Consider the following 1,772-nt stretch of genomic DNA (forward strand, 5'->3'; position numbering starts at 1 on the left):
ACAAGCTAAAACCGTTGAAGAATTGCTGCCAAGAATAAAAGAGGCTATAGAGCTTTATCTAGAAGTGAATAACAGCGAAGTTACAACAAATGAATTCATAGGCGTTCAGCAGATAGAGGTTTCTATATGAGTAAATTAACTATTATTTCATCAGTGGAGATGATACAACTCCTTAAGATCTTAGGGTTTGAGGAGATCCGGCAAAAAGGCAGTCACAAATTCTTTAGACATAAAGATGGAAGAACAACTGTGGTTCCATTTCATGGAGAGGATTTGGGAAGAGGCTTGATAAGAAAAATATTAAGTGATATAGAAATTTCTGTTGACGAATATGAGACACTTAGAAAATCATGATCTTGAATATTTGGGGACGGAGGTAAATTATTTACTCAGGCCCATACTGTATCTTACCCTGCTTAAGTCTTCGCCTTTTTTGGGTTTTCTAAAAACAAACAAATGCTCATGCATTATCAGATAAAAGTTATATTTTTCAACTTGTCTTTCCCAATACGGCATAGACTTGCAATTATTTGGTGTCATTCATAGTTTCTTATAATAAGCTCTGAAATACTGTTTCGTTTAGCGCCATCGCAATTAATAGACCTCTTGGCAAGCACTCTTTCAATCTTATATCCCGCGTAGAGAGTTTCAAAAAAATTGTCATTTATATTTGCGTTTTTAGGGTCAGAATTGCTTAGGATTAAAAAAGCACCTTTTTTATCCATCTCTTTGTAATAATTTGCAAGTCTAATTTGATCTTCATCAGTAAAACCGCTTTTATCATAGCTTGTAAAATAAGATGTTTTATTTAAAGGACGATATGGCGGATCAAGATACACTAAGGTATTAGCATCGATAAATTTTTTGCTTTCTTCGAAATCTGTCGAAAATACATATGTGTTTTTAAGCGCCTCATTAACTCTTAACAGATTTTCCTTATCACAAATAGTAGGATTTTTATATCTGCCAAAAGGCACATTGAACTTTCCTCTTTTATTTTGTCTGAATAAGCCGTTAAAACAGGTTTTATTTAAAAATATTAAATATGCTGCTCTTTTTATCCAATCGCTGTTATATGTTTCATAATTAAAATTATCCTGCTGATTATTGTATTCATCTCTTGTTTTGTAGTAATATTCTTTTCTATCAATTTCAGGTAGGTTTATATATTCATCTTCAATTCTTTCAAGTTCGTACATTAATTCTTGAACATCCTTTTGAATAACTTTGTACCCGATAATTAATTCCTTGTTTATATCATAGAGAAATGACTCTTTCACCTCATAATTACTTTTTAAAAAAAAGAAAAAAGCGCCACCACCTACAAAGGGTTCCACATATCTTTGAACAGTTTTAGACATCTTTATTTTAAGTGGTAGTCTGTCAGATAACTCGTTTAACAACTGTGTTTTGCCCCCTGCCCACTTTACAAACGGCTTGGCTTCTTTTTCAAATATATTCCCTGTATTTTGGCATAAAATTAATTCACTGTTTTGCATGTTCTTATCTCATCCTAATTTTATATTAGTATTTTTATCATTATATCATGAAATTGTTGTATATCACAAAAAGAATACCAGTTACTACTCAAAGGTTTAAAACGACTTGTCATCCTGAATGCAGTAAAAGATCTTTATAAGGAGCGAATAAAATTCTTCACTGTCCATTTTTAGGGACGAAGATGGATTATATATAGCATCAGTGCCTGCATTGAGAGGATGTCATACACAAGCTAAAACCGTTGAAGAATTGCTGCCAAGAATAAAAGAGGC

General features: G+C 32.3%; 2 protein-coding genes and 1 pseudogene. 1 reads left to right on the forward strand and 2 read right to left on the reverse strand.

The annotated features are described in order from the left end of the window. Positions 1-126: 126 nt before the first annotated feature. Positions 127-354: a type II toxin-antitoxin system HicA family toxin gene (locus BUC45_RS10105; protein WP_296972072.1), complete on the forward strand. Its 228-nt coding sequence runs from the start codon at positions 127-129 to the stop codon at positions 352-354. A gap of 27 nt (positions 355-381) precedes the next feature. Here BUC45_RS10105 and BUC45_RS12065 read toward each other — a convergent pair. Together BUC45_RS12065 and BUC45_RS10110 are read right to left on the reverse strand one after the other, a co-directional pair. Continuing rightward, positions 382-531: pseudogene (locus tag BUC45_RS12065) on the reverse strand (site-specific DNA-methyltransferase); the annotation flags it as partial. Positions 532-536: 5 nt separating this feature from the next. Continuing rightward, the gene (locus tag BUC45_RS10110; protein ID WP_296972073.1) at positions 537-1,499 is read right to left on the reverse strand and encodes a Dam family site-specific DNA-(adenine-N6)-methyltransferase; all 963 of its coding nucleotides are present in this window, start codon (positions 1,497-1,499) and stop codon (positions 537-539) included. Positions 1,500-1,772: the final 273 nt, after the last annotated feature.

The organism is Tepidanaerobacter sp. EBM-38 (genome assembly GCA_001896545.1).
GTDB lineage: Bacteria > Bacillota > Thermosediminibacteria > Thermosediminibacterales > Tepidanaerobacteraceae > Tepidanaerobacter.